The organism is Pseudomonas sp. E102, assembly GCF_052660185.1.
Genome location: NZ_CP084025.1, coordinates 2524613 through 2546018, shown reverse-complemented (window position 1 = coordinate 2546018; position 21406 = coordinate 2524613). Strand labels below are relative to the sequence as shown.

General features: G+C 62.2%; 19 protein-coding genes. 9 read left to right on the top strand and 10 right to left on the bottom strand.

Annotation, left to right across the window (positions count from 1 at the left end; all coding sequences use genetic code 11):
- Nucleotides 1–11 precede the first annotated feature (11 nt).
- Nucleotides 12–1355 carry a CDP-diacylglycerol--serine O-phosphatidyltransferase gene (pssA, locus tag DOCECA_RS11295; RefSeq protein ID WP_420763939.1) on the bottom strand — a complete coding sequence of 448 codons (1344 nt, stop codon included), beginning with the start codon at nucleotides 1353–1355 and terminating at the stop codon, nucleotides 12–14.
- A gap of 123 nt (nucleotides 1356–1478) precedes the next feature.
- Here pssA and DOCECA_RS11290 point away from each other — a divergent pair, with 123 nt between their 5' ends.
- Nucleotides 1479–2045, top strand: a complete 567-nt coding sequence (locus tag DOCECA_RS11290) for a TetR/AcrR family transcriptional regulator (protein WP_434564105.1) — start codon at nucleotides 1479–1481, stop codon at nucleotides 2043–2045.
- 87 nt (nucleotides 2046–2132) lie between these two features.
- The gene (locus tag DOCECA_RS11285) at nucleotides 2133–2612 is read left to right on the top strand and encodes a DUF1348 family protein (protein ID WP_434647386.1); all 480 of its coding nucleotides are present in this window, start codon (nucleotides 2133–2135) and stop codon (nucleotides 2610–2612) included.
- Between the two features lie 113 nt (nucleotides 2613–2725).
- Here the strand turns inward: DOCECA_RS11285 and DOCECA_RS11280 are convergent, their stop codons facing one another.
- Entirely contained in the window at nucleotides 2726–3796 is a 1071-nt protein-coding gene (locus tag DOCECA_RS11280) for a M28 family peptidase (protein WP_434647389.1), read from the bottom strand.
- Nucleotides 3797–4041: 245 nt separating this feature from the next.
- Between DOCECA_RS11280 and DOCECA_RS11275 the strand changes: the two genes are divergently transcribed.
- A complete protein-coding gene (locus DOCECA_RS11275) occupies nucleotides 4042–4443 on the top strand; it encodes a hypothetical protein (RefSeq protein ID WP_420763936.1) in 402 nt (133 codons plus the stop codon).
- A gap of 267 nt (nucleotides 4444–4710) precedes the next feature.
- Here DOCECA_RS11275 and DOCECA_RS11270 read toward each other — a convergent pair whose 3' ends face one another.
- Nucleotides 4711–5232 (bottom strand): SgcJ/EcaC family oxidoreductase, encoded by a 522-nt coding sequence (locus DOCECA_RS11270; protein WP_420763935.1) that lies wholly within the window; start codon nucleotides 5230–5232, stop codon nucleotides 4711–4713.
- A gap of 174 nt (nucleotides 5233–5406) precedes the next feature.
- Here DOCECA_RS11270 and DOCECA_RS11265 point away from each other — a divergent pair, with 174 nt between their 5' ends.
- The 4 genes from DOCECA_RS11265 to DOCECA_RS11250 are packed head-to-tail and all read left to right on the top strand — an operon-like array spanning nucleotide 5407 to nucleotide 10044.
- The gene (locus DOCECA_RS11265) at nucleotides 5407–6591 is read left to right on the top strand and encodes a sensor histidine kinase (RefSeq protein WP_445571986.1); all 1185 of its coding nucleotides are present in this window, start codon (nucleotides 5407–5409) and stop codon (nucleotides 6589–6591) included.
- Nucleotides 6588–7256 (top strand): response regulator, encoded by a 669-nt coding sequence (locus DOCECA_RS11260; RefSeq protein ID WP_434647394.1) that lies wholly within the window; start codon nucleotides 6588–6590, stop codon nucleotides 7254–7256. Before DOCECA_RS11265 ends, DOCECA_RS11260 begins: the two co-directional genes overlap by 4 nt.
- Nucleotides 7253–9565 carry an ATP-binding protein gene (locus tag DOCECA_RS11255; RefSeq protein WP_434647397.1) on the top strand — a complete coding sequence of 771 codons (2313 nt, stop codon included), beginning with the start codon at nucleotides 7253–7255 and terminating at the stop codon, nucleotides 9563–9565. Before DOCECA_RS11260 ends, DOCECA_RS11255 begins: the two co-directional genes overlap by 4 nt.
- Complete coding sequence (locus tag DOCECA_RS11250; RefSeq protein WP_420763931.1) at nucleotides 9562–10044, top strand: response regulator; 483 nt, start codon at nucleotides 9562–9564, stop codon at nucleotides 10042–10044. Before DOCECA_RS11255 ends, DOCECA_RS11250 begins: the two co-directional genes overlap by 4 nt.
- A 33-nt stretch (nucleotides 10045–10077) precedes the next feature.
- Here the strand turns inward: DOCECA_RS11250 and DOCECA_RS11245 are convergent, their stop codons facing one another.
- The 3 genes from DOCECA_RS11245 to nirB all read right to left on the bottom strand — a co-directional run bounded on the left by DOCECA_RS11245 (nucleotide 10078) and on the right by nirB (nucleotide 13596).
- Nucleotides 10078–10518, bottom strand: a complete 441-nt coding sequence (locus tag DOCECA_RS11245; protein WP_434647400.1) for a CBS domain-containing protein — start codon at nucleotides 10516–10518, stop codon at nucleotides 10078–10080.
- A 145-nt stretch (nucleotides 10519–10663) separates the two neighbouring features.
- Complete coding sequence (gene nirD / locus DOCECA_RS11240) at nucleotides 10664–11035, bottom strand: nitrite reductase small subunit NirD (protein ID WP_420763929.1); 372 nt, start codon at nucleotides 11033–11035, stop codon at nucleotides 10664–10666.
- Entirely contained in the window at nucleotides 11035–13596 is a 2562-nt protein-coding gene (nirB, locus tag DOCECA_RS11235) for a nitrite reductase large subunit NirB (protein ID WP_434647403.1), read from the bottom strand. Before nirB ends, nirD begins: the two co-directional genes overlap by 1 nt.
- A 501-nt stretch (nucleotides 13597–14097) precedes the next feature.
- Between nirB and DOCECA_RS11230 the strand changes: the two genes are divergently transcribed.
- A complete protein-coding gene (locus DOCECA_RS11230) occupies nucleotides 14098–15081 on the top strand; it encodes an SDR family oxidoreductase (protein ID WP_434647406.1) in 984 nt (327 codons plus the stop codon).
- Here the strand turns inward: DOCECA_RS11230 and DOCECA_RS11225 are convergent.
- The 3 genes from DOCECA_RS11225 to DOCECA_RS11215 form a co-directional block, all read right to left on the bottom strand.
- Complete coding sequence (locus tag DOCECA_RS11225) at nucleotides 15070–16677, bottom strand: alpha-amylase family protein (protein ID WP_434647409.1); 1608 nt, start codon at nucleotides 16675–16677, stop codon at nucleotides 15070–15072. The genes DOCECA_RS11230 and DOCECA_RS11225 overlap by 12 nt on opposite strands.
- A 10-nt stretch (nucleotides 16678–16687) precedes the next feature.
- Nucleotides 16688–18214 carry an alpha-amylase family glycosyl hydrolase gene (locus DOCECA_RS11220; protein ID WP_434647411.1) on the bottom strand — a complete coding sequence of 509 codons (1527 nt, stop codon included), beginning with the start codon at nucleotides 18212–18214 and terminating at the stop codon, nucleotides 16688–16690.
- A 233-nt stretch (nucleotides 18215–18447) separates the two neighbouring features.
- A complete protein-coding gene (locus tag DOCECA_RS11215; RefSeq protein WP_434647414.1) occupies nucleotides 18448–19077 on the bottom strand; it encodes a TetR/AcrR family transcriptional regulator in 630 nt (209 codons plus the stop codon).
- A gap of 84 nt (nucleotides 19078–19161) precedes the next feature.
- On the opposite strand from DOCECA_RS11215, the gene DOCECA_RS11210 reads away from it, so the two are divergent.
- Nucleotides 19162–19794 (top strand): NAD(P)H-dependent oxidoreductase, encoded by a 633-nt coding sequence (locus tag DOCECA_RS11210; protein WP_434611488.1) that lies wholly within the window; start codon nucleotides 19162–19164, stop codon nucleotides 19792–19794.
- Between the two features lie 11 nt (nucleotides 19795–19805).
- On the opposite strand, the gene DOCECA_RS11205 is transcribed toward DOCECA_RS11210, so the two are convergent.
- Nucleotides 19806–21368 (bottom strand): L,D-transpeptidase family protein, encoded by a 1563-nt coding sequence (locus DOCECA_RS11205; protein WP_434647417.1) that lies wholly within the window; start codon nucleotides 21366–21368, stop codon nucleotides 19806–19808.
- Nucleotides 21369–21406: the final 38 nt, after the last annotated feature.

The following is a 21406-nucleotide window of genomic DNA, read 5'->3' as shown; positions in this document are numbered from 1 at the left end:
GGCCTGGGTTTTCACAGGATCCGGTAAAGCAGACGCTCTATTCGCACCCGGCTGACGCGCTTGAGGAACTTGCCCACCGCTGCGGGGTAATCCGGCAGGGTTTCCAGGTCCAGGTAGCGTTCGATTCGCTGGGTGTGCCGATAGATCCGCTCGAGCTCGGCCTGGCGCGGTCCCGACAACTCGCCCTTGGGATCGTCCAGCAACAGGGCATTTTCCAGGTCCAGGCGAAACGCCCGTGGGTTGAGGTTGTTGCCGGTGAGCAAGGTATAGCGCTCGTCCACCCACATGCCCTTGAGGTGGTAGGTATTGTCGCCGTCTCGCCACAGGTGCAGGTTCAACTGGCCGCTGTCGATGTAGCGCTGGTGCCGCTTGGCAAAGCGACGCAGGCTGATTTCGTACAGGTAGGGCAACGCAGCGATGATCTTGAACGGCTCGCTCGCAGGAATATAAAAATCGTTGGCGGTCTTGTCGCCAACGATGATGTCGATTCGCACGCCGCGAGCCAGGGCACGGTTGATTTCCCGCGTTACAGCCAATGGCAGGTTGAAATACGGCGTGCAGATGGTCAGTTGCTTGCGGCTGCCGGCGATCAGTTCACCGATCACCCTGCTCAGCGGGTTGTTCTTGCCGACGCCCAGCAACGGGCTCACCGACAGGCCATTCTTGTCGAGGCTGCCCGCCGTGGTGTCGTAGGCCGCGTACTTGAGGCGGCTGCGCAGGTCGCCGATGTCCTTGCGCAAACTGCGGGTGCTGGGCAGGTCCGGCAGGTCAAGGCGATGCACGGCCCTGGAGGCGATCAGGCCATGTTGCACCAGATGATGCATCGAATCGGCCAGCGGGGCGTTCTGCAGCAGGTGATAACGGTCGTAGCGGTACTTGTCGAACTTGTGCAGGTAGACGTTGTTGAGGCTCGCACCGCTGTAGAGCACACAGTCGTCGATCACGAAGCCTTTGAGGTGCAGTACCCCGAACAGCTCGCGGGTCTGCACCGGCACGCCGTAGATCGGCACTTCGCTGGCATGGGCGCGGGTCTGTTTTTGATACCACGCCGAGTTGCCCGGCTGTTTTTTGGCCCCGATCAGCCCACGTTGCGCCCGCAACCAGTCCACCACCACCGCAATGTCCAGTTCGGGACGTGCGGTTTTGGCGGCATGCAAGGCATCGAGGATTTCCTGGCCGGCCTCGTCCTCTTGCAGGTAGAGGGCGACGATGTAGATGCGCTGGGTGGCCTGGGCGATTTTCTCAAGCAGGCAACGGCGAAACTCGGCGGCACCGTCGAGGATCGTCACGGCGTCGGCGGTGAGTGGAAAGCTGCGCAGCTTGGGCAGCAAGGAACGTTTGAAAAGCGACGGCATAGGGCTCGCAAAAAGTCGATTCCGAAGAACCGATGAGCTTACACCATGACGCGTGGCTTGGGGTCTCCCCGTCGAGATGAAAAATATTTGACCAAGGAGAATGACCGTTCTACTTTAAGTCGCATGAACGAAATCACTGGCACTGAAACACGAGACATCATCCTTGATGTCGCCGAAAAGTTGATCTACAGAAGTGGCATCGCGGCCACCGGCATGGATCTTCTGGTAAAAACCGCCGGCGTCTCCAGGAAGAGTATCTACCGCTACTTCGCCAACAAGGAGGAGCTCGTCGTCGCGGCGCTCAAGCGCCGTGATGAACGCTGGATGCAGTGGTTCAGCAGCGAAGTGGGCAAGGCGCCGACGCCCCTCGCACGTTTGCTCAGCCTGTTTCCCGTGCTCAAGGGCTGGTTCCAGAGCGAAGGCTTTCGTGGTTGTGCATTCATCAACACCAGCGGCGAAACCGGCGACCCTCAGGATCCGGTCCGCCAGGTTGCGAAAATGCACAAACAGGCATTGCTCGACTATGTGACCCGCTTGTGTACCGAACAGGGTATTGAGCAGCCGCACGTGCTTGCCCGACAGCTGCTCATCCTGATTGACGGCGCCATTACCCTCGCGCTCGTCATGGGCGATCACGATGCTGCCGATCAGGCCCAAGACGTCCTGAAGATGTTGTTGGCGATTGAATAAGCAACACGTGTAAACCGCAGGACCGCTCGTAAAGACCCTCGCTGTAAAGCAATCGTGCAACCCACGTTCATTATCTGGAGATTGGCCATGTCGTCCTCTGCCGAAGTTCGCCCACCGCTGCCACCTTTCACCCGTGAAACTGCTATCGAAAAAGTTCGCCTGGCCGAAGACGGCTGGAACGGTCGTGACCCGCAGAAAGTATCGCTGGCCTACACTCTCGATACTCAATGGCGTAACCGCGCTGAATTCGCCCATAACCGGGAAGAAGCGAAGGCCTTTTTGACCCGCAAGTGGGCCAAGGAACTTAACTACCGGCTTATCAAGGAGCTCTGGGCCTTTACTGGCAACCGTATTGCCGTGCGCTACGTCTATGAATGGCACGACGACTCGGGCAACTGGTTCCGCTCCTACGGCAATGAAAACTGGGAATTCGATGAGAACGGCCTGATGGCCAACCGCTACGCCTGCATCAACGACATGCCGATCAAGGAAAGCGAACGTAAATTCCATTGGCCGCTGGGCCGTCGGCCGGACGATCACCCAGGCCTTTCTGAGCTGGGGCTGTAACCAAACCCTAGTGGGAGCGAGCCTGCTCGTGAATGCGGTGTATCAGCCAATGCAATATTGGATGGGCCGCCGCCTTCGCGAGCAGGTTCGTTCCCACATTGATCCCCGTGGCGTCAGGCACTACGTCGATTCGACAAGAATTCCAGCAATGTCACCGCGCAAGCCTCGATACTGCCTTCCACGATCAGCTCATAGCCGTGGGTATTTTCGGTCGGGATTGCGATACAACCGCCTTGGGCGGACGCCCCGCTGCTCATGATCGCACTGGCGTCACTGGCGAAATCCGCCAACAAGGCAAATTGTGGTGTCAGCCCGCTGCGTTTACCGGCCTGGTACAGCTGGTCGACGAGCCCACGGTGGTAACAGCCATTCTTGTCACCCGTGTTGATGATCGGATCGACGCCCAATCGGGTGGCATATTCCGCGACCACGGGGCCGACCTCGACCGCCACCGTGGCGTCCCCGGGCAAATGGCTGGCGGCATAAAGGGCGCCGGCATTGGACTCTTCTTCCTGGGTGGTAAAAACAAAATAAACGTCGTGTGGCAGCTCTTTACGGCGCTCGGCCAAGAGCTTGGCGGCCTGGAGCGCAGCCACCATGGGCGCGCGGTCGTCCAAGAAATGCGCGGCGATGGCGTCGCCGACCCGGAACGGTCGTCGCCAGTGCTGGCTCAACACCACCCGCGTGCCGGGGCGTACCCCATGGGCCTGCAATTGCTCGCTCGTGCGACGGGTAATCACATGGACGTCACCCCAATTGACGTTTCCCGACAACACGTCCGCGCCCTGGTGGGTTTCACCGGTGCTGTGCATCGACCCGAACGACAACACGCCAGGAATGAAATCCCGGTCGCCAAGAATGTCCACTGGGCAGACCCCGAAGTTGATCGGATTGGCACCGCCCAGGGCCACCACTCGCAACGTGCCGTCAGACTCGATGCGTTTGACCAGCATGGCGATCTCGTCCAGGTGCGCCATGATCCGGATCGACTGATGCGGCTTCGTGTCCGGCCGGGCGCCCTTGATCAGCCCGATGACATTGCCCGCCGGGTCGACCCAGGTTTCGTCGCAATGCGGTTTCAGCTCCCGAAGGCAGATGTCGCGCACTTCATGCTCCTGCCCGCCGGGCCCACGGGCCATCAGCAGCTCTTCCAGCAGCGGCAAGGTAGACGGATTGGGTTGCATCAAATGGGTTCTCCTTTTTCCAGGCGCGGCCCACTGACGAAGCGGGCCGCGACGTGTCTGTCTTCTTGAACACGCCTGGCCTTGGAAAATTTGATCGGATCCTGGCGAAACTGACGAGCGGCCCCCCATGAAGTGCGGACAGGCGGCCTTCCCGAAGGGTTGACCGACACGCCGTCAGGCATCACATTGCCTGGATCGTCCCTACGCCGAAGGCGGTTTGTCGTGTTGCAGAGCTTGTGGAGCCCATGACCGCGTCGATGCCCATCCGCCCCCCCTGCCCGCCTGGTGTCTGTGATTGCGGGCGTGATGCGTTGCTGCAAACGCCGGGCAGCGATCTGCGCATCCTTTGCCTGAATCGCCAGGAAGAGAAACGCCTGCTTGAGCGATTGGAAAATATCCAGAGCCTGGACGAGCTTGAACGGTTGCAGCAGCGGCTGTTCGAGAACCTGGGTGTGCGGGTAACCATCGAGCCCGGCTATAACGAGGTTCGGACGATGCGCGGTATTGCCATCGAATTCCAGGAGCAGCCGGGGCTGTGCCGCAAGATTCGCCAGTCGATCCCGGCTGCGATTCGCCGGGGGCTGGAGAAGCGGCCTGAGATTGCCTGGCGGTTGCTGGACTCGCGGGATCTGTTTCGGGGTGGTTGAGGCTGCTCTTGGCCGGTTTGTATATCCGTCATCCTGGTAACGGATATACCTCCACTTCAGAGAACCACATTCAAAAATCCACGGTCGCCGAAACCAGATAAGTCCGAGGCGTCGCAGCGTCAACCCCGGCTCACTGTCATCCGAAGCCCCCGCCGAACTTCAATACCGCTTATCCCCGACGTTCTCGACATTGGCGCGCAAACCTTGGCGCAGAGTGGGATGTGCCGACGGTGCCGGGGCTGACATATGACAAAGGCACCGGCGGTCTCAATGGCTGGCGTGGAGGGTCTTGGGCACTTCAGGCATGGCCGATGAGTGATGGTTGATGATTTTCCACTGCCCGTCGAGTCGTTCATAGAGGAAGGTGTACCGCGCCTGGACCTCTCGCTTGGAACCGTCGGCCTGGGTCAGCGTGAACGTGTAGACCCCGCTGTCCATCGCAGCGTCGGCGCCCAGGTGACGGATCTCCCGGTAGTTGATTACCCCGACCGGCTTGGCCGCCAGGAAGTGCACGAAGTAATCCTGGATCTGGTCCGGTGTGCTGCGCACCTTGTTGGAAACAGTCGGTTGCAATACCGCATCCGGCGCGTAGAGGGCGGTCACCGCGCTGGCGCTGCCGGTTTGCAGTGCTGCGTTCCAGCGGTCGAAAAGCCCCGCTATTTCCCGGTCGGTTTGCTTTTGCGGTTGCTCGACGACGGTGCGATAGACGAACGGCGCGGTCTCCGCAGCCTGGACAAAGGGAGCAGCCAGCACGAAAAAAGCGGCGATGGCACAGGTTTTCATTTTCATCGTTGTGGTCCTTTGGGTTTCAATGGCCCCACTTTGCCAATCCCCGCAGCGCTCGCCATCGGCCAACCGGTGCTGATCGCCTATGCCATTCGGCAGATAGGCCAGGTGCCGATCCCAAGGTCTAATGTCGCCATCGCGAACCAGGCCGGTTCACGTCCACGCTGGAGTTCCCCCATGCAAAGCCCACCCCACGACCCTGGCAGCGCCCTGGCGATCCGCAGCCAATACCGCCAGTCGCAAAGCCGCGCGGCACGTTTGGGCCTTCTGTTGGGCACCGGGCACGAATTGACCCGCCTGCCCTTGGCGCAAATGCGCGAGCGCGCGGTGCAGCCAGCGTGCGCATTCGTCGCCATGGACCATGGCTTGTTGCTGGAGTGGACGCCGCAAGCCACGTTGCAAACCGTTGCCAGTCACGGCAGCGGCGATGGGCTCGATTTGCTTGCCCAGCTCGCGCAGCCGTCGGCGCCCGAACCGCAGTGGTTGGACTGTCCGGGGAAAACCCTGGCGCAGGTTCTGCGCGTGCCGCTGCGAGGCGCGGACGGCATCGTGTTCGGTGCCCTGCTGCTGGGTAACAGCGTGCCCCTCGGGGCCCCCGACAACGAGGACATCGAGTCGCTGCAATTGCTCGCGACGCTGCTGGCGGCGCACCTGGAAAACAGCCGGCTGCTCCAGGCGCTGCAAGCCCGTGAGCGGACCATGTCCGAGCTGGTCCATCGGCTATTCAGCGCCCAGGAAGACGAACGCAAGCGCGTGGCCTATGACCTTCACGATGGCCTTGCGCAGAACCTCGCGGGGCTGCATCAGCGCCTGCAAGGTTTCGCCGGCCGCTGCCCGCCGCTGTCGTCGACGCTGGACAGCGAACACCAGGCCATCCTCGACCTGGCCCAGCGTTGCGTCGGCGAGAGCCGGCAGTTGATCGGCGGCCTTCGCCCCCATGTACTGGACGATTTTGGCTTGTACACCGCCATCGACAAGGAAGCCGATCGCCTGCGTGACGCCGGGCTGGCGGTGGACTGGGTCGAGCACAGCGCTGCGCGGCTGTCGGGAAACGCCGAGATTGCCCTGTTCCGCATCGCCCAGGAAGGCATCAACAATATCCTCAAGCATGCCCAGGCCAGGCATGTTTGCCTTGGCTTGGTGGTGCGTGACGGACGGGCAACGTTGCGGGTCGAGGACGATGGCCGCGGGTTTGCCCTCGAACCGCCCATCGAAAGCCATGGCTCCAGCCACCTGGGCCTGGCGGCCATGCAGGAACGTGCCAGCCTCCTGGGAGGCCATCTGGACTGTCGCAGCGAACGCAACGGTGGTACTCGCCTGTTGGCCAGCGTGCCCCTGCCAACCCATGGAGGCCAATCATGAACCGTCCTCTGCGCGTGCTGTTGGCCGATGATCACGAAGTGACCCGTACCGGTTTCATTTCAATGCTTTGCGGTATCGAGGGCTTCGAGGTGGTCGGCCAGGCCAGAGACGGCCAGGAGGCACTCGATTTGTGCCAGCAGCTGCAACCGGACATCGCGATCCTGGATATTCGCATGCCGGTGCTCAATGGCCTCGGCGCGGCGCGCATCCTGAAACAACGCCAGCCGCAGCTCAAGGTCATGATTTTCACCATGGACGACAGCCCCGACCACCTGGAAGCGGCCATCGGCGCGGGCGCCGTCGGTTATCTGCTCAAGGATGCCAGTCGCGCCGAGTTGATCGACGCGCTCAGAAGGGTCGCCGAGGGAGAGGAAGCCTTGAACAGCTCGGTCAGCGCCCGCCTCTTGCGGCGCATGGCCGAGCGCGGCGCCGGAGGTACGGCTCAGGTCCAGGCCCTGACCGCCCGTGAGCGGCAGGTGCTCGGCCTGGTCGCCAGTGGTTTCAGCAATCGTGAAATCGGCGAAAAACTCGGCATCGCCCCCGGCACCGCAAAGGCCCATGTCGAGCGGGTCATCGGCAAGCTTGGCGCCGCCGACCGCACCCAGGCCGCGGTGCGCGGTGTCGCCCTGGGGTTGGTCGCGCAACCGTCGGGGCAATGGCCATGAAGATCCTCGCGGCCCGTCGCTGGGCCGACCTGCCCTTGCGGGGCAAGGCATTGGTGGTGATTTCCCTGCCGCTGGTTGTCCTGTTGCTGTCACTGGTGCTGATCTACATCACCGAGCGCCAGACCGCACGCGCCGAAGAGGATGTGCGCCGGGTGCTGCTGGTACAGGGCGACATCCAGGCGGTGCACACCCTACTGGCCGAAGCAGCCGCCAGCGTGCGCGGTTACCTGCTGACCCGCCGCGAAGATTTCCTGCCCGGCTACGAACAGGCCACCCCAAAGATCCAGGCCGCACTGCAACGCCTGGATCATAATATCCGCGACGCCAGAATGCGCGAGCACCTAAAGACCATCACACCGCTGATCACTGAAAAGCTCAACGGACTGGTCTCCCTGCGCACCGGCAAAGGCGACGACACCGCGACCATCACCGCCATCCTGATCGAAAACAAACAAGTGCTGGACGTGCTGCGCGAGCAGATCAGCGCCATGCGTATCCGTGAGGACGCCCTGCTCACCGACCGCAGCGCCGCCGCTTCCGCTACGCGCATGCGCCTGTTGTTCGCGACTCTGCTGGCGGCGCTGTGCGGACTGTTCGGCGCCATCGTTGCAGTGCTGTTCCTGTCCAAGGGCATCGTCGCCCGGGTCCAGAAGGTGCAAGGCAACGCCCAGCGTCTGGCGCTGGGCCAACCGCTGTTGCCACAACCACCGGAGCGCGATGAGATCGGCCAGTTGGGCACGCGCCTGGTGGAGGCTGGGCAATTATTGGCCGAGCGGGAACGAGCCTTGCGCGACAACGAAGAACGCCTGCGGCTGATCATCGATGGGGTGAAGGACTACGGGATCTTCGCCCTGGACGCCCAAGGCCACGTGATCACTTGGAACGTCGGCGCCGAACGGATCAAGGGCTATACCGAACAGGAAGTGCTCGGCCGGCATTTCTCGTTGTTCTACCTGGCCGAAGAATGCCCGGCGCATCCGGACATGGCCTTGCTCGCGGCCACCCGCGAAGGTCATTACATGGAAGAAGGCTGGCGATGCCGCAAGGACGGCAGTCGTTTCTGGGCCAGCGTGGTGATTACCGCCCAATATGACAGCACCGGCGCCCTGCGAGGCTTCTCCAAGATCACCCGGGACATCACCGACCGACGTGCCGCCGAGATAGCCCTGCGCACGGCCCGTGAAGAAGCCGAAAGCGCCAGTCGCGCCAAGAGTGAGTTCTTGTCGCGCATGAGTCATGAACTGCGCACGCCGTTGAATTCCATCCTGGGCTTCGCGCAACTGCTGGACATGGATTCCATTGCCGGCCAGCGCCCGCAAGTCAGCCACATCCTGCGCGCCGGTCAGCACTTGCTGGCGTTGATCAACGAGGTACTCGACATCGCCCGGATCGAAGCCGGCCGCCTGCCTCTGAACATCGAACCGATCGGATTGCCGGCGGTGCTGCACGAGGCGTTGACGCTGGTGTCGCCGATGGCGGCCGACGCCGGGATCCATCTGGCCGAGCTTGCATCGCTGCCCGAGGGCAGCGGCGTGCTTGCCGATCGCCAGCGCCTGGTGCAGGTATTGCTGAACCTGCTGTCCAATGCCATCAAATACAACCAGCCGGGTGGCGAAGTACGCATTGAGGTCACGGCTGAAGCTCCCCATGTCAGTATCGCCATCAGCGACACCGGGCGTGGCATCGCCCCCGAGCTGTTGGATCAGCTGTTCAAGCCATTCGAGCGCCTCGGCGCGGATCCCCAGGTCGAAGGCACCGGGCTCGGCCTTTCGCTGAGCAAGAGCCTGCTGGAGATGATGCAAGGCAGCCTGCAAGTGCGCAGCGATCCGGGACAAGGCTGTTGCTTCACGTTGCGACTGCCCGGCGCCCGGGTATCCGGCGCTCACCTGCCGCCCATGGTTGCGCTGGAAGTGGCACGCCCACGCACCGAATTCGACGGCAAGGTGCTGTGCATCGAGGACAACCTGTCTAGCCTCGCCCTGATCGAGACCCTGATGCAACGCCGTCCAGGCATTCAGTTGCTGTCCAGCATGCAAGGCCAGATGGGCCTCGACCTGGCTCGCCAGCACGCGCCGCAATTGATCCTGCTGGACGTGACGTTGCCCGATCTGGATGGCCTGGAAGTTCTTCGCCGCCTGCGCCAATCCCCGACCACGGCCTACACGCCGGTGTTGATGATCACCGCCGATGCCAGCGACCTGTCCCACCGGGCCCTGCTTGACGCCGGCGCCACGGCGATCCTCACCAAACCCATTCATATCCAGGCCTTCCTTGGCCACCTTGAGCGTTATCTACCGGAGTCCGCATGAATCGCGACCTGCGCATCCTGATCATCGACGATCAGCGCCCCAACCTGGATCTGATGGAGCAATTGCTCGCCCGCGAAGGGCTGCACAATGTACTGAGCAGCACCGAACCGCTGCGCACCCTTGACCTGTTCAACAGTTTCGAGCCGGACCTGGTCATCCTGGACCTGCACATGCCTGCGTTCGATGGCTTCGCAGTGCTGGAGCAGCTCAACCGGCGGATCCCGGCCAATGATTACCTGCCGATCCTGGTCCTGACGGCCGACGCGACCCGCGACACCCGCCTGCGTGCCCTGGCGCTAGGCGCGCGCGACTTCATCAGCAAACCCCTCGATGCGCTGGAAACCATGTTGCGCGTGTGGAACCTGTTGGAAACCCGCGCCCTCTATAAATCCTTGCGCACCTTGATTCCCGCCCAACAAATCGAATTGTTGCGCCAGCACCGGCCAAGCGCTGATGCGGCCCAGCACGGAAGCGATTGAATGGCTCTCTTGCCACAAGGGCACAGCAGGTGCTCAATGCCCGCGAATGTAATGCTCCAACTGCCGGATCAGGTCCGCTTGTTCGACGATCGCTTCCTTGACCAGGTCGCCAATGGACAACAGCCCGATCAGCTCGCCGTTTTCCAGCACCGGCAAATGCCGCAGGTGGCTGTCGGTCATGACCGCCATGCAGCGGTCGATGCTCTGCTGGCTGTCGGCGGTGATCACCGGCGTGCTCATGATGGTGCGCACCGCAGTGCCCACGGATGAACGGCCCTTGAGGACCATCTTGCGCGCGTAGTCCCGCTCGCTGAACACCCCCACCACCTGCCCGCCTTCGATCACCGGCAGCGCACCGACATTTTTCTCGGCCATGATCTGCAACGCTTCGAGCACGGTCTGATCCGGTGCGATGCTGTGGACCTGCTGGTTCTGTACGCTCTTGAGCCTTACCAGTTGCGCGGCGGTCTTCATTGCTAATCCCCAATCTCAAACAAAAGTGGCCGCTGTCGTGGCGAGGGAGCTTGCTCCCGCTGGGCTGCGCAGCGGCCCAAAAAATCTTACGGTCGCTACGCAACCGAGCGGGGATAAATCCCCTCGCCACAATCAGGCAAGCTAATCAGCCCTCGCCTATTTCCACCACATCGCCATTCAAGCGCACCGGCCAGACGCGCAAGCGCTGCTCCGGGTACTCCAGGCAAAGGCCGTCTTCCAGGCGGAAATGCTGTTTGTACATCGGCGAGGCAATGACCAGTTCGCCCTTGATATTGCCCAACAGGCCGCGGCCGATGACGTTGGCGCCGGACTTCGGATCGCGATTATCGACGGCGTACAGTGGCTTGTCCGCATGCTCTGGGAGATAGAGCAGCGCCACTTGGCTGCCGTCGTGCCAGGCGACCACGCCGGAGTTGGGCACCAGGTCCTCGCGGCTGCACAGGGCACGCCATTGCACGGATTCTTGGGCGATACGAACGACGTTTGGCTGGCTCATCAGAGCACCTCCTCGGTGACGGGAATCAAGTGAAGTTCGCCGGCATGCACCGGCCGGCGCTGGCCGCGTTCGCGGACGAAATGAACGTCTGGATCGCCGCGCTTGTCGTTGACGAAGGTGCGGAAGCGCTTGAGCTTTTCCGGGTCCTTCAGGGCGTTGGCCCATTCGCATTCGTAGCGATCGACCACCAGTTGCATCTGCGCTTCGAGCTCGGCGCCCAGGCCCAGGCTGTCGTGAATGATCACGTCCTTGAGATAGTCCAGGCCACCTTCCAGGCTCTCGCGCCACACCGAGGTGCGTTGCAGCTTGTCGGCGGTGCGGATGTAGAACATCAGGAAGCGGTCGATGTAACGGATCAGCGTCGCATCGTCCAGGTCGGTGGCGAACAGTTCGGCGTGACGCGGACGCATACCGCCATTGCCGGCCACATAGAGGTTCCAGCCCTTTTCAGTGGCGATCACGCCGACGTCCTTGCTCTGGGCTTCGGCGCACTCACGGGTGCAGCCAGACACCGCGAACTTGAGCTTGTGGGGCGAGCGCAGGCCTTTGTAGCGATCCTCGATGGTCAGGGCCATTTGCACGCTGTCCTGCACGCCGTAGCGGCACCAGGTGCTGCCCACGCAGGATTTTACCGTGCGCGTGGATTTGCCGTAGGCGTGGCCGGTTTCGAACCCGGCTTCGATCAATTCGGCCCAGATGTCCGGCAACTGGTGCAGCTGCGCGCCGAACAGGTCGATGCGCTGTCCGCCAGTGATCTTGGTGTAAAGGTCGTATTTCTTGGCAACCACGCCGATGGCGATCAGTTTGTCGGCGGTGATTTCTCCACCGGCGATGCGCGGCACCACCGAATAGGTGCCGTTCTTCTGCATGTTCGCCATGAAGGTGTCGTTGGTGTCCTGCAACGGCACCAGGTGCGGGTCCATGATCGGCTGGTTCCAGCACGACGCCAGGATCGAGCCCACGGCCGGTTTGCACAGGTCGCAACCGGTGTGGCCACGACCGTGTTTGGCGAGCAATTCTTCGAAACTGATGATGCCTTCCACGCGCACCAGGGCATACAGTTCCTGGCGGGTATAGGCGAAGTGCTCGCACAGGCTCTTGTCGACGCTGACGCCGCGGGCGATCAGTTCGTGCTCGAAGACTTGCTTGACCAGCGCCGCGCAGCCGCCACAACCGGTGCCGGCCTTGGTGTCGCACTTGAGCTGGCCGAGATCGGTGCAGCCGCCGTCGATGGCCGAGCAGACCGCCCCCTTGGTGACGTTGTGGCACGAGCAGAGGGTGGCGGTCTCGGGTAAAGCCGCCGGGCCCAGTGTCGGGGCGCCTTCGGACGATGGCAGGATCAGGCTGGCGGCGTCCTTGGGCAACGCGATGCCGTTCTGCATGTACTGCAGCAAGGTGTCGTAGTAGCTGTTGTCGCCTACCAGCACCGCGCCGATCACGCGCTTGCCGTCAGCGTCGATTACCAGGCGACGGTAGCTGGCGCTGGTTTCGTCGATGAACTGGAAGCTGCGCGAACCCGGCGTGTTGCCGTGTGCGTCGCCGATGGAGCCGACGTCCACGCCCAGCAGTTTGAGCTTGGTGGACATGTCCGCGCCGGTAAACGCCTCGCCGGCTTCGCCGCACAGGCGCGACGCGACGTTGCGGGCCATCTGGTAGCCCGGCGCGACCAGGCCAAAAATGCTGCCGTTCCACGCCGCACATTCGCCGATGGCGTAAATGTCCGGGTCGCTGCTCTGGCAATGGTCGTCGATTACCACGCCACCGCGGGGGCCGATCGGCAATTGGCATTGACGGGCCAACGCATCCTGGGCGCGAATACCGGCGGAAAACACGATCAAGTCGGTTTCGAGGAAATCGTCGTTGCCGAAGTTCATCCGATAACGGTACTGCTCGCCCGCGCTGATCGATTGGGTGCCCTTGGACAAATGCACGCCAACGCCCAGTTTCTCGATGCGCGCCTTGAGTGCCAGGCCGCCTTGCTCGTCCAATTGCACGGGCATCAACCGGGGGGCGAATTCCACGACGTGAGCTTCCAGGCCGAGGCTCTTCAAGGCATTGGCCGCTTCCAGGCCCAACAATCCGCCACCGACCACCACGCCACGACGGGCGTTGCTGGCGGCGGCGCGGATCGCATCGAGGTCTTCGAGGGTGCGGTAGACCAGGCAAGAATCACCCTCGGCGCCCTGGATCGGCGGCACGAACGGATAGGAACCGGTGGCGAGCACCAGCTTGTCATAGCCGAGGCGTTCAGTGGCGGTGACCACCTCACGCGCCTGGCGGTCGATTTCCAACACCGGCATGCCCAGGTGCAACGTCACACCCGGCGTCTGGTACAACGTCGCTTCGCCAAGGGCCAGGGATTCGGCGTCTCGCCCAGAAAAATATTCGGACAGATGCACGCGGTCGTAGGCCCGCATCGGCTCTTCGCTGAAGACATGCACGCGGTAATGGTTGAGGGCACCGCGCTCGATCAGTTGCTCGACGCAGTGATGGCCGACCATGCCATTGCCGATCACGATCAGCGTTTGCAGTTTGTTCAGGGAAGCAACGTTGGAATTCATAAAAGCACCCGACAAAAGCCCATCACGGTTTTTTGAAAGCAAAAAAAAGACGCCTGAAACCTTGCGGTTCCAGGCGTCTTTGCCTGTTCTGTGCGGTATCGACCCGGCGGCTGCGCCCTGATCTACCGTTATCCCCCGGCCTGCTGGCGCTCGATCTTCGTTGACCGACGGGGCTACCCACTCGATTGTGTTCACGGTGGGCCTGGACAAGGTCTTGCAGCGAGCGTGCCAAACCTCATCAGCAATCGCATATTCGCCGCCAGCCCCCTGTGGGAGCGGGCTTGCTCGCGAAGGGGTCAGCTCGGCTACCCGAAACCCGTGGGCGACATCCGCCTGTTCCTTTGCCTTGCGATGGTGCGATCGGGCACCGACGGCTTCATATAAGTGCAACCCTGAGAGCCCGCGCGCAAAAAATCCTGAACCTACGCTGGCCGGGATTTTCACAATAACTGGAACCCAACAGCGCCAGAGGGCGCAGGCTATTGATCGGATGTGAACGCAATGGATGAGCGAAACCCACCTGTCGTTGTCATCAGTGGATCCACCGCCGGCGTCGGTCGTGCGACCGCCCACCGGTTTGCCGCGGCGGGCTACCGCGTCGGGTTGCTGGCCCGGGGCGAACAAGCCTTGGCGGCTACCGCAGAAGAACTGAACCAATTGGGTACGACGTGCCTGGCGATCAGCGTCGATGTCGCCGACGCCGATGCAGTCTTCGAAGCGGCCCAGCGGATGGAGCGCGAACTGGGACCTGTCGATGTGTGGATCAACTGCGCAATGGTCACGGTGTTTTCGCCGATCCGTCAGTTGAGCGCCGAAGAAATCCACCGAGTCACGAAGGTGACTTACCTGGGCACCGTCCACGGCACCCTCGCAGCGCTGGACCTGATGAGACGACGTAATCGCGGGGTGATCATCCAGGTCGGCTCGGCACTGTCCTACCGCGCGATTCCCCTGCAAGCCGCTTATTGCGGAGCCAAGTTCGCGGTGCGTGGCTTTACCGATTCATTGCGCTGCGAACTGCTTCATGAGCACAGCAAAATCAAGGTCTGCATGGTGCAACTGCCGGCGGTCAACACGCCGCAGTTCGATTGGGCCCGGAACAAGCTGGGCAAGCGCCCGCAACCGGTGCCACCGATTCATGATCCGGACGTGGCCGCCCGGGCGATATTGAGCGTGGTCAAGCGCACGCCCAGGGAATTGTGGCTGGGTGCGGCGTCGCTCAAAGCCATTGTCGGCACGTGTCTGATGCCTGGGCTGCTCGATCGCCTGTTGGCCCGCAACGCCTGGTCGGGGCAAATGACCAACGAGGATGACGACAATCAGCGCCCGGACAATCTGTTCGAGCCGCAGGAGTCCATGCATCGTACCCGCGGGCGCTTCAACGGCCGCTCCCGGGACTCTGCGCTGGCCCTGAGCTCGACACAGGTGTCGGCCCTGCTGTTGGCCTGTGGCGGGTTGTTGGCGCTCGTGCTGCTACTGTTCTGAGCCACCGCGCCGGAACCAGCGATACCCGTATCCGTTCAGCGCCAGCTTCGATTGCGCCGGGGCCGGGTACGGGCTGTCCGAGAGCACTTCCTCGAAACCCTCCAGGTCCAGCTCGCGCAACTGCACGGTGACCGCGTCGGTGCCGAGATTCGCCAGCATCACCGAGGTGGCTCTGCATTCATGCGCGATGGCGAACACCGCTGGATGATCGACCGTCAACAGGCGCGCCTTGCCGTCGCCCACTTCACCCAACCGCCTGCGCGCCAACAGCAATCGACGGGCGCGAGCCAGCAGCGAATCGGGGTCATCCAGCTGCGCTTCCACGTTCAGTCGCGTATAGGCGAACGGCCCTTCGTCGATCAGCGGCGCGGCCAGGCGCTGGGCCGATGAGAACCCGGCATTGGCCTCGTCGCTCCATTGCATGGGCGTGCGCACCGAAAGGCGCTCGGGACGGGACAAGTCCTCGCCCATGCCGATTTCTTCGCCGTAGCGCACGATCGGCGTCCCGGGCAGTGACAACAACAATGCCTGGGCCAAGGCCTGGCGCCGGACATCGCCGCCGAGCATCGGCGCCAGGCGCCGGCGGATGCCTCGGCCGTACAGGCGCATGTCCGGTTCCGGGGCGAACGCCTGCATCACTTCCTCGCGTTCCTGCTCACTCAAGCGCTCCAGATCGAGTTCGTCATGGTTGCGCAGCCAGACCGCGTAATTCGCACCATCCGGTGGCGCCGGACGCCGGATGATGGCCCGCTGCAAAGGCTCGGCCTTGCCACGGGCCAGTGCCAGGAACAGATGATTGTTGACCCAGAAATCCAAGACCAGGCCCAAGCGTTCCCCGGTACCGAAATAGTGGCTGAAGCGCTCCGGCTCGACATCCACTTCGCCCATCAGCACGCCTTCGGGGTTGATGCGGGTCATGCATTTGTAGAATCGGTCGAGCACCCAGACGCCCTGCTCTTCATCGCCGCCGCCAGCCTGCTCCACCAGGTGTGAAGCGGCATCGAGACGAAAGCCGGCGATGCCCAGCTCGAGCCAATGGACCATGATGCGCTCGATCTCCTCGACCACGCGAGGGTTCGCCAGGTTGAGGTCCGGCTCATGGCGGTAGAACAGGTGTCGATAGTACTGTCCGGCCTGTTCGTCCCAGCGCCAGATACTGTCCTCCACCGATGGGAAGATTGGCTGGTTGCCATCGTCCACCGGCGTGTCGGACCACAGATAATAATCTCGATAGACGCTGTCCTTGTCCCGCCGCGCGCGAAGGAACCAGGGGTGCTGATCGCTGGTGTGCTGCACCACCAATTCAAGGATCACTCGAATGCCGCGCTCACCGGCCTGGACGATCAACTGGCGCAAGTCGTCTTCGCTGCCAAAGCGCGGGTCCAGTGCCATGAAATCGCTGACGTCATAACCGGCGTCCTTGAACGGTGACCGATACAGCGGCATCAGCCAGAGCGCACCGACGCCCAACGCCTGAAGGTAGTCGAGCTGGCGAATGATGCCCTTAAGGTCGCCCCGGCCATCGCCGTTGCTGTCGTAGAACAAGGATGGATCGATCTGATAGATCAAAGTGTTTCGGTGCCAATTGGCTTTCATTGATCACTCCTTATCGACACAGGATCACGGCCTGCTCGGCAGCCAGAAGACCGCTGAACGGCTGGCCTTCGTCCGCCCCATCACTGGCGACTTCCACCCGCCAGGGATCGGCCAAAGGAAAGGTGTGTTCGTTGTCGGCAAAGTTGATGCAGACCAGGCGCTCGTCGCCTTCGCAATGGCGACGATAGGCCAGCACTTGTGGATGGGACGGCAGTTCTTCCCAGCCGCCCAGGCGCAGCGCCAGGCTACTGCGACGGCAGGCGAGCAAACGGCGATAAAGGGCCAACACCGAATCGGCGGCACGTTCCTGCGACTCCACCGACAACACGCCGGCGTCTGCTGCAAATGGCAGCCACGGCGCCTGCCCCGACCAACCGTGCGGCGCCTGGGACGTCCACGGCAACGGTGCCCGGCTGCCGTCCCGTCCGCCAGGATCGACGCGGGTCTGGGCGGTTACTTGGGTGTCTTCCAGCCCCAATTCCTCGCCCTGGTAGATGAAGGGTGTGCCCCGCAGCGTCAGCAGCATCACTGCCGCGGCCCTCGCCCGGCGCAACGAGCCACCATAGCGACTGCGGTGACGGCTGTTGTCGTGGTTGGACAGCACCCACGTGGGCCAGGCCTGCAAGGGGCCAAGGTCGTTTTCCACCTCGCGGATGCACATGCGAAACACCACCGGGTCCCAGGGGGCGTCCAGGGGTGGAAAATTGAATGACATGTGCAATTCGTCACTGGCGCCGTAGTAGGCCGCCACCTGCGCCGTGGAGCGAATGTTCACCTCACCGATCAGCACCCGCTCGCCGGGATAGCTGTCAACGAGGCGTCGCAACCCTCGCAACACTTCATGGCTATAGGGCTGGTCGTTGATCTTGACCATCGTTTCACCGGCCATGCAGCGCGGGTCGTCGGCGAAACTCGGGTCCTTGCCGACGCAATGCACCACGTCGACGCGAAACCCGTCCACGCCGCGCTCGAGCCAGAAGTGCAGGACTTGGTGCATGGCGGCCACGACTTCGGGATTGTGCCAATTGAGATCCGGTTGTTGCGGCAAAAAGAAGTGCAAGTAGTACTGCTGGCTGGTCTCGTCCCAGGTCCATGCGCTGCCGCCATCGATCGAGGCCCGCCAGTTGTTGGGCTGGTCGCGCCAGATGTACCAGTCGCGCTTGGGGTTGTCGCGGCTGGAACGTGATTCGAGGAACCAGGGATGCTGGTCGGACGTATGGTTGGGCACGAAGTCGAGTAGGACCTTCAAGCCTCGTTCGTGGGCCTGGGCAATCAATGCGTCGAGGTCGGCCAGGTTGCCGAAGAGCGGATCGACATCGGTGTAGTCGCAGATGTCGTAGCCTGCGTCACACATCGGCGAGCGGTACACCGGCGACAGCCACAATGCATCGACGCCCAGACGTTGCAGATGGTCCAGACGTGCCGTCAAACCGGGAAGATCGCCAATGCCATCGCCGTTGGCATCGGCAAAAGAGCGAGGATAAACCTGGTAGATCACAGCGTTCTTCCACCAGGGCGAATGGAAGGAGTTGGGCATGTCGCCTCCTTTGATCGCAGTGTTTGGTGGGCAAGACCGCGGCCCCGCCTGATGTCCCTGTTATCAAGGGACATCAGTTAAGAACCGAAAAACGAGCCTGGGGTTCGTTTTTTCTTGGTGGACAATCCTTGGAGAGAGGTTGAATGTGTTGCCGCCATCGCGAGCGGGCTCGCTCCCACATGGGGTTGTTCCGTTCACAAGACTTTGAAAGCGAGCCTGCTCGCGATAGCGGTTCAGTTTGAGGCATTTCCGGCAGCCCGCTCGACCATCGCAACGATGGTCAGGAACAACTCCCGCTTGGCCTCCTCCGCGCTGACCTCTGCATTGGCCGCCGCATCGGACAACGCCTCCGCCGCCCCCAGCATCGCCCGCAGGCTCGCTTGGGAAAGGCGTCCGGTTCCGGCGAAGGGTTCGAGGACCGATCGGCATTTTTCCAGGAAGCTTCGTTCACATTCCCTTTTTATGGACTCAAGTTCAGGCGTGCCGCTCAGCGCCGCGCTGACGCCCGGTATGTCCCTTCCCTGAAGCAGCACGCAATCCACAAAGGAGCCAGCAATCACCTGCGCGCGGCTTTCCAGATCCGGCTCGCTGGCGTCGATCGCGGCACCTATCAACGCGGTCTGACGGACATCGAAATCCTGATAAAGCGCGGCCAGTAGCCCTGATCGCGTGATGAAGTGGTTGTAGACGATGGGTTTGGTCACGCCAGCCTGTTCCGCCAGGCGGCCAAGGGTCAGCGCCTCGCTGCCTTCTTCGCGCACCATGCGCCAGGCAACTTCCAACAGCTGCCGCTGCCTGTCGGCGCGCGATAGCCGCCGCCGGGGTGCAGCGCCGGGGCGCCCATTTTCTTCGTGGGTTGACATGTTAACTATACCAACGGTAACTTACGTTCAGTAACTTAGCTGATCATACGCGCTTGTTAATGCGCGATACCAGAGGAAATCCATATGCATGCCGTTATCGTTGTTGCACACCATAACCCGGGTTCTTTGACCCATGCCCTCGCCCAAGCCATTGGCAACGGGATCAATCAAGCCAATCCGACGGATACGTTCGAGATAGCCGATTTGGCGGCCGAAGGATTCGACCCACGCTTTGATTACGCCGACGGTGCGGTTCATCGCCGCGTTGCAGCACCGCCCGCCGATGTTCTGGCCGAGCAGGCCCGGATCGACCGTGCCGACGCATTGGTCGTGGTGTACCCGATCTACTGGTGGTCGATGCCGGCATTGCTCAAGGGATGGATCGACCGGGTATTTTCCAACGGCTGGGCGTTCGATTACATCCCCGGTCAACCATTTGTCCAGAAACTCCAGCGGCTGCGGGTTCATTTGGTGGGCGTCGGCGGCGCAGATGCCGGCAGTTTCGAACGCCACGGCTACGACAAGGCGATGGTCACGCAAATCGAACACGGCATCTTCGACTACTGCGGCGCCCACGTCGTGAGCTCCGACAGATTGCTCGAATCGGAAAGCCTCGATCCGAAGCTACATCTGCAAACGGCAGAGGCCCTTGGCCAACGGCTCTTTTCGACAACTGACGAGACGGCCCATGTAACGGGCGAAGCGGCCTGCGCCTGAGCCCCCTGTGCTCAGAGCGCACGGCGGTCAGCGGCAGACAGGGCGATATCGCGTTGGTAGATATCCGGGATATACACCGCCCGGCCCTGGCTGTCCGCTTGCACTGTCCAATAGCCCAGCAGGATCGGCACGGGCTTGGCCAGCCTGAATTCATGGGTCAGCTCGCTTGCCAGCAGCGTGTCGGTCCGCTTGCGTTCGGCCGGGGTTACGAGCAAGTCCCGCATGTGCATGACCTGCTCGATGCGCACACAGCCAGAGCTGAAGGCCCGCGGGCCTTTGCTGAACAAAGCCTGGCTGGGCGTGTCGTGCAGGTACACGGAAAACGGGTTGGGAAAGCGCACGACCAGTTTGCCCAAGGGATTCTTCGAGCCGGCATCCTGGCGCAGCATGAGATCGCCGGGGTGCTCCCAGTCGATACTCTCCGCTGCCACCGGCAAGCCGTCCCGATCGAGCACACGGAGATTGTGCCGAGTGAGAAATTCCGGGTCGCGACGGATTTCGGGCAGTTTGTCCTCGCGCATGATGGTCGGCGGGATCGTCCAGGTGGGGTTCAGCGTCAGGCGGGTGATACGCGATTTGATCAGCGGCGTCTGGCGTTCGGCACGCCCCACCTGGGTGCGGGTTTGCCACACTGGAGCGCCGCCCTGGTAAACCGTCAGTTGCGCCGCCGCCACGTTGACCAGCACGCTGTCCGGCTCCAGGTCCTGGGCCAACCAACGCATGCGCTCCAGGTTGATGCGCAACTGCTCGCGACGCATGGCCGGGCTGATGTTGAGCTCGGAGACGGTCCAGGGGCCTACTACCCCATCTGCTTGCAGCGAATGGTCAAGTTGGAAATTCTTCATCGCGTCCACGAGGCTCGGGCTGTAATGCTCATCGGCATCGAGTGGCGGCACGCTCAGGTAGCCTTCGTTGAACAAGCGCCGCGCGAGTGCCGGGACGCGGGCGTCGCGCTTGTCTGGCTGCAAAAGCGGACCACCGGGCACCGATTGCCAGTCCGCCAGGGGTTGCTGCCGCTGCCGGACGTAAAGCTCGCGCAGGTTGCGATAGAGCGTCAGGCTCGGCCGAGCCAGTTCGAAAGCCTCTACCGGATTGTGCAGGCCCGCGATGGCGAAGTGCAGCACCATGGATCGACGATCCGGCGCTTGCGGATTGGCTTTCCAGATCGGCTCCAGGCGGTTCTGTGGCAGATAACCGAAGCGCAAATCATGCAGGGCTTGCAGGTAGCGTTGGCTGATGGCGATGTCGGTACAGGCCGCATTCGAATAGGCGCCCTGGCCCGGTAGGCTGTAGCGGGCCGGATCCATTCCATCATCCGCCAGTTGTTGCAATTGGATTTGTAGCGCCTGTAACCGCTCATCGTCCATCCAGATCGCCTGGCCTGCGTTTTGCTGGTACAGGGACTGCAAGCTCATGACTGTCGGAAAATCAACGCTTGCAGCCAACTCAGGGCAGTTGACCGACAGCTGCGCCAGCGTGGTTTGTGCCTGCCCCGGATCGCCGTCATCGGCCGTAGCGACCAATGGCGCAACGAGCAATAAAAGGCTCAGGTAACATGCGGGCTTTTTAAACAACTGCTTTACTCCAATCCATGGCCGTCTCGTTGACGGTG